This window comes from Actinomycetota bacterium, assembly GCA_030774015.1.
Lineage (GTDB): Bacteria > Actinomycetota > UBA4738 > UBA4738 > JACQTL01 > JALYLZ01.
The window spans coordinates 1-7,064 of sequence record JALYLZ010000005.1; the positions used below are offsets into that span (position 1 = coordinate 1).

General features: G+C 68.9%; 4 protein-coding genes. All 4 read left to right on the top strand.

The window, feature by feature from the left end; all coding sequences use genetic code 11:
- Positions 1-437 precede the first annotated feature (437 nt).
- Positions 438-962 (top strand): SigE family RNA polymerase sigma factor, encoded by a 525-nt coding sequence (locus M3Q23_00520; GenBank protein MDP9340600.1) that lies wholly within the window; start codon positions 438-440, stop codon positions 960-962.
- A complete protein-coding gene (locus tag M3Q23_00525; protein MDP9340601.1) occupies positions 952-2,172 on the top strand; it encodes a hypothetical protein in 1,221 nt (406 codons plus the stop codon). Before M3Q23_00520 ends, M3Q23_00525 begins: the two co-directional genes overlap by 11 nt.
- A 128-nt stretch (positions 2,173-2,300) precedes the next feature.
- Positions 2,301-5,756, top strand: a complete 3,456-nt coding sequence (locus M3Q23_00530; GenBank protein ID MDP9340602.1) for an ABC transporter substrate-binding protein — start codon at positions 2,301-2,303, stop codon at positions 5,754-5,756.
- 323 nt (positions 5,757-6,079) lie between these two features.
- On the top strand, positions 6,080-7,064 hold a 985-nt coding region (gene istA, locus M3Q23_00535; GenBank protein ID MDP9340603.1), incomplete at its 3' end, for an IS21 family transposase.

Sequence of the window (7,064 nt, forward strand, 5' to 3'; positions counted from 1 at the left end):
TTCCTCACCGCCATCGTTCGGTTGCGGGCACTGCCGCTCCTCGCCTGAGTACCCCTTCTCCATCGGTGCGGTGCCATCCGCTCCTCCGGCGCGCCCCGTTCCGCGCACGCGCTGGTTCGGACCCACCGCTGCACGACACAACGCCGTCGCACGGGTCACCCGGGACGCGTTCACCGTTCGGTGACGGTCTCTTGCCTACTCAGCGGGGCCCCGGTGGTCGGGGAGTCATTCCAAACGGTGGATCGAGGCTAAGAGCAGCGTCCGGGAGGAACTATGTCGTGAAACCAGACACTGCCGGGGGCACGATGTGATGTCTCGGGACATCGTGCGTTCCTTCCTCCCCAGCTCCTGACCCCAGTCCGATGTCTCGACTTCCGGCGTCACGCAGCAGGATGCTTCCCTCGCGTGTCCTTACAGCCGTGAGCGAGGAAGCGACCGTGACCGAGCGGCTCGACCCGACCGCCCAATCCACCGGGGGCGGACTGGCCCAGCTCTACCTGGCCCACGCCCCCGACGCCCGCCGTCTCGCGTACCTCCTCACCGGCGACCTAGCGCTGGCCGAGGACTTCGTCCAGGAAGCGTTCGCGCGCCTGGTGGGCCGGCTGGCTCACCTCCGAGACCGCGCAGCATTCGACGCCTACCTGCGGCGAACGATCGTCAACATCTCGAGGAACTACTTCCGCCGTCGCTCCGTGGAGCGAGCGTACTTGACGCGGGAGGCACGGGCGCCCCGTCCCAGCCAGCACCAGCCCGACGTGGCCACGCGCGCGGCCGTGCGCCAAGCATTGCTTGCACTTCCCGCCAGGCAGCGGGCCGCCATCGTCCTCCGGTTCTACGAGGATCTTCCCGAGCACGAGATCGCGGAGATCCTGCGGTGCCGGCCGGGGACGGTGCGATCGCTCGTCACTCGCGGCGTGCAGGCTCTCCGAGACGACATCCGAGGTGACGAAGATGCGGACTGACACGGCCGGGGACGACATCCGGGAGCTCCTCCGCCTGCTGGCAGATGACGTGCCCCAGGAGAACGTCGTGCCGCCGGGGGCGCTGGGACGAGCCAGGAAGCGGCTCATCAGGAACAGCGTGATCGCAGTGGTGGTCCTCGCCGTGGCCGCGTTCGGCACGTTGAGCGGCGTGCAGGCGCTTCGAGGTGTCGGGCGGACCACGCCCGCCCAGACTCCGACCGATGTCCCAGCCACCAACGGTCGGATCGCGTTCGTCTCCCCGGATGCGGGAGCGTACGTCTACGTGGCCAAGGAGCACGCGTACGAAGCTACGGACTACCTTTACACGGTGGCGCTTGACGGCAGCGACTTCCGGTTGGTGGCGGGCACCCAGGCCGAGCATCCGGACTGGTCGCCGGACGGTTCGACCATCGCCTTCGACAGCGGAAGAGTGTGGTTGGTCCAGGAAGGCATCCCGGCCCCGTGGTGGACGGAAGGCGGACACATCTTCACCGCCAACGCGGACGGCACCGGGCTCACGCAGGTCACCAGCGGGGACGGCGCCGAGTTTGCTCCCGATTGGTCTCCCGACGGCGCCCACCTGGCCCTGGCGGCCCGCGAGGGGCCGGGAATCTCCACCCGGATCTTCGTCCTCGATCTCGCCACCGGGGAGATGCGTCCAATCACCGAGGACCAGGCCGCGTACGTTGACATGGAGCCGGACTACTCGCCCGACGGCACGCAGATCGTGTTCGTGCGGCAGGGGGTTTCCAGCGAGCTGTCGGCCCTGTTCGTAGTGAACCTGGATGGGAGCGGTCTCCGCCAATTGACGCCATGGGAGCTCGACGCCACCGATCCCTCATGGTCCCCGGATGGCACCACGATCTTGTTCCAGAGCGGCGACAATTGCTGCGAGGATCCTCTTGCGGAGATCTACGTGATCGGGACCGACGGAACGGGCCTGACGCTACTCTCCAATGTCCCGGTCCCCATCTCTCCGCCGAGCTTCCCGCCCGTTCCCGCGTCCCTGCGCAAGCCCACGCGGGCGGCGTCGTTCCAGCCTTCATGGTCCCCGGATGGGACACGAATCGTGTTCACCCGGCGAATCGTCGCGACCTCGGCACCTCTCCAGCTGCTCACGATGGCTCCCGACGGGAGCGACGTGACCGTGCTTGGGCCACTGACGCCCAAAGACGACTGGGAAGAGGCAGCTTGGGGAACCCATCCATGAGTCGAGGAGGCGAACGGCCGGCCGGCCCGTCAGAAGCGGGAGACGCCTGATTCGAGCTTGCGCCGAGCCTTCCACACACCAGCGCTAAGAAGGTGTACAAACCTCCTCGGGGCAGAGGATGACCACGGATTCCCGCATCGGTACGACCATCGCCGGGTACCGCGTCGAGCGGCTCTTGGGCCGGGGCGGCATGGGCCGGGTGTACCTGGCGGAGGACTCCCGGCTCGGACGGAAGGTGGCCCTCAAGCTCCTCGACCCCCGAGCTTGCCGAGGACGAGCAGTTCCGGGACCGGTTCACGAGGGAGTCGCGACTCGCCGCCTCGCTCGACCATCCGAACATCGTCCCCATCTACGAGGCCGGAGAGTCAGACGAGGTCCTGTTCATCGCCATGCGCTACGTGGAGGGAACGGACCTGACCAGGCTGATCGAGGATGAAGGGGCCGTCCCACCCGACCGGACCGTCACCATCGTCTCCCAGGTCGCCTCTGCCCTCGACGCCGCCCACCGCAAGGGCCTCGTGCACCGGGACGTCAAGCCCGGGAACATCCTGGTAGGGGAAGGTGACCACTCCTACCTCACCGACTTCGGCCTGATCAAGAGGCGAGAGGTCGCCACTCGGCACACGAAGACCGGCCAGTTCATGGGCTCTGTCGACTACGCCGCTCCCGAGCAGGTCAGAGGGGACGCCGTGGACCAGCGGGCCGACGTGTACTCCCTCGGCTGCGTGCTCTACGAGTGCTTGACCGGTGAACCGCCCTACACGCGGCCCTCCGAGGTCGCCGTGCTCTACGCCCACGTGAACGAGCCGCCGCCTGTGCTGACGGGCAAGCGGCCAGAGCTTCCTCCTGCCATCGACCCCGTGGTCGCGAAGGCCATGGCCAAGCGACCGGAGGAGCGATACGAGAGCGCTGGGGCGCTGGCCCAGGACGCGCGCGAGGCGCTGGTGGGAACGGCCCCGACCGGAACCGCGGCCCCGTCGCTCCACGCGCCGCCGCGGTCGCGGCGTTCGTGGCGGCGGTACCTCCCGATCGGGGCCGTGATCGCGGTGATCGCCGTGGTGGCGGCCACCCTTCCGTTCGTCCTCCGAGGTGGCGGTCACTCCCAGCGCGCCAGGCAGCCGCGGCTCACGGGCATCGAAGCCGACTCCGTCGGGCTGATCGATCTCGGCACGGGCAAGCTGACCGGCGTGATCCCGGTCGGGTCCAGGCCATCCGCCGTCGCCTCCGGGTTCGGATCGGTATGGGTGGCCAACGCATCGGGAGGAACCGTCTCGAGAATCGACCAGAAGACGAAAGCCGTGGTCCAGACCATCCCGGTCGGGGGTAGCCCGGCAGGGGTCGCGGCCGGGTTCGGAGCCGTCTGGGTCACCGACAGCGACGGCCGGAGGGTCCTGCGGATCAACCCCGCCACGAACACGATCGTGAAGACGATCACGGTGGGCAACGGTCCCACCGGCATCGCCGTCGGGGACGGTGCCGTGTGGGTGGCCAATACGGACAACGACACGGTGTCCCGGATCGACCCGGACACCGACGAGGTGGTCCGGGAGATCCAGGTGGGGTCGCGCCCCGTGGGAGTGGGCGTGGGGGAGTCCGTGTGGGTGGCCAACAGCGGCGACGGGACGGTCTCTCGGATCGATCCGGCCACGAACGTGGTGACGGCCGTCGTGCACGTCGGCAACGGCCCGGCCGGGATCGCGGTGGGCGAGGACGGTGTATGGGTCACGAGCAACCTCGACGGGACGGTGTCCCGGATCGACCCCGCCACCGCTATCGTCACGGACACCAGCCCGGTGGGCGACGGGCCCCTCGGCGTTGCGATCGGCGGCGGCGCCGTGTGGGTCACCAACGAGTTCGACGGCACCGTGTCCAGGCTCGATGCGGCCACCGGTCGCACGTCGGCGGTCCGGGTGGGGAACGCTCCGCAGGCGGCAGCAGTGATCGGCGGGTCGCTGTGGGTGACCGCGCGGGGGGCGGGCACCGCGCATCGAGGCGGGACGCTTCAGCTGGTGTCGAGCACCCCGCCGTTTCCGAAAGCGATCGACCCGGCGGTCTCCTACTCCACCTCCTCCTGGGGGGTCGTGATCGTCACCAACGACGGCCTCGTGGCCTTCAAGCGCGTGGGAGGCCCTGACGGGTCGTCGATCGTCCCGGATCTCGCCACCTCGATCCCCGCGCCGACCGACGGGGGAACCACGTACACGTTCCAGCTCCGCCCGGGGATCCACTACTCGAACGGCCAGGTCGTGAAGCCTGTAGACGTCCGCTCCTCCATCGAGCGGGTGTTCCGGTCGCACTCGGCCGCCGTCGGCGTGGGCTACTACCAGGGCATCGTGGGTGGCGCCGCCTGCGCGAATGACCCCGCCACGTGTGACCTCTCGGCCGGGATCGTGACGGACGACGCGGCCGGAACCGTCGCCATCCACCTGACGGCGCCCGACTCGGAGTTCCTGTACAAGCTGGCACTCCCGTTCGCGGACGTCGTGCCCGCAGGAACCCCCGACCCCGACCCCGCCCGATTCGCCCCCGCGACCGGGCCCTACATGATCCAGAGCTACCGGCCGGGGACGAAGGACGACCCGGTCGGGAACCTCGTGCTCGTTCGCAACCCCCAGTTCCACGAGTGGTCGCCGGCGGCTCAACCCGACGGCTACCCGGACCGGATCGTGTGGCGGATCGACGTCGGGGAGCAGGCCGCCGTGACCCAGGTCGAACAGGGCCGCGCGGACTACGACTTCGACGGGCCCCCACCCGACCGGCTGGACGAACTGACGTCGCGGTTCACCGATCAGGTGCACCTGTATCCGAAGCCGGCGACGTTCGGCATCGCGCTGAACACGAACCTGGCCCCCTTCGGCGGCGTCCGGGTGCGGCGGGCGCTGAACTACGCGTTCGACCGTGCCGCGGCCGTCACGGCGCTCCAGCCGGCCCTCCCCACGTGCCAGTTCATCCCCCCCAGCTTCCCCGGCTACCGGCCGTACTGCCCCTACACCCTCAACCCGGGGCCCGGCGGGACGTGGACGGCTCCGGACCTGGCCCGGGCCCAGCGGCTCATCGCCGCCTCGCACACGGTCGGGACCAGGGTGACCGTGTGGGCCACCACGAACGGCCCGCCCAGCGTCGCCCTGGCGAAGCTCCTCGTCTCGGAGATGAACGGCCTCGGGTATCCGACCACGCTTCGGACCATCGCGAACCCCACCAAGTACTTCCAGTTCGTCAGCAATTCCAACAATCGGGTCCAGGCCGCGTTTGCCGCCTGGGGGTCGGACTATCCGGCCCCTTCCAACTTCATGAACTTGATGCGGTGCGCCAGCTTCGTGCCCGGATCGGAAGGGAACCAGAACATCGCCCAGTTGTGCGACCCGGCGCTGGACCGCCAGATCGAGCAGGCGCTGTCGGTCCAGTCGACCGACCCCGCCGCCGCCAGCGGCCTGTGGGCAGCCATCGACCGCCGGGTCTCGCTCGACGCGCCGTGGGTGTTCGTCCTCAACCAGGCCGGCCTGGACTTCGTCTCCGCTCGGGTCGGCAACTACCAGCACAACCCGCAGTGGGGCACGTTCATCGACCAGCTGTGGGTGAAGTAGCCACCTCACTCGGGTAGGGTTCGCGACGTGGCCGTCCAGATCCGCCGGGGACCGGGACCGCGTGCCGGGGCCATGACTCATGCTATCGCCCTGCTAACGGACCAGGGATTCCGGTATGGGCGGAGGACCTCGCGAGTTGGCCTTGAGCCAGGGTCCGAGGTCGTACACAGGCCCTGAGAGCAAGGCCCTGTAAACGCCGGTTGAAAACGACAGCACCCACGGCCTGAAGACGCCGGTCGAAAACGACAGCACCCGACATCCCCGTTCTGCCCGGGCTCGCCCCGAGGCTTCCCAGAAGGGAAGCCGGCAGGAGGGGAGAAGGAGTGCACACCGACATGCAGAAGTGGACCGAGATCCGGCGAAGGGTGCTCGTGGAGGGCGCGTCGAAGCGTTCGGCCTGCCGCGAGTACGGCATCGGCTGGAGAACCCTCGAGAAGATCCTTTGGCATCCGGAGCCACCGGGGTACCGAACGAGCGCTCCTCGCCCCAGGACCAAGCTCGGCCCCTACCTTCCGGTGATCTCCGAGATCCTGGCCTCCGATGCCGAGGCGCCCCCCAAACAGCGCCACACGGCGAAGCGAATCTTCGAGCGCCTCCGGGACGAGTACGGCTACCAAGGCGGCATCACCCAGGTCAAAGAGGCCGTGGCCCGGCACCGACGTCACGCCCAGGAGGTCTTCGTCCCTCTGTCCCATCCACCCGGTGAGGCCCAGTTCGACTTCGGCCAGGCCACCGTCCAGATCGCCGGGGTCCGGCGCAAGGCGGCGTTCGCGGTGATGAGCCTTCCGTACTCGGACGCCTTCCACGTCTCGGCCTACCCCAGGGAGTGCACCGAGACCTTCCAGGCCGCCCACGTGGCCGCGTTCTCGTTCTTCGGGGGCGTGCCCACCCGGACGGCGTACGACAACACGACCATCGCAGTCAGGAAGGTGATCGGACGGGAGCGGGCTCTCACCCGGGAGTTCCTGCGCCTCGAGAGCCACTTCCTGTTCACCCACCACTTCTGCCGGGTCGGCCGGGGCAACGAGAAGGGCCACGTGGAGTCACTCGTCGGGTACGGCAGGCGCAACTTCATGGTGCCCGTCCCCTCCTGCTCCTCGTTCGCCGAGCTGAACGCCCGTCTGGAGGCCTCCTGCCGGGCCGACCTTGTGCGGCGGGTCCGGGGCAAGGCCGTGACCAAGGCCGAGCTGCTCGAGGTCGACCGAGCGGCGATGCTCGGGGTCCCGGCCGCTTCCTTCGAGGCCCGCCGGGTGGTGGCCGCCAGGGCGAACTCGCTATCCCTGGTGCGGTTCGATCGCAACGACTACT

Excerpts from the sequence above, each read along its gene's own strand:
- M3Q23_00525 (MDP9340601.1), top strand. The coding sequence starts at position 952 with ATGCGGACTGACACGGCCGGGGACGACATCCGGGAGCTCCTCCGCCTG.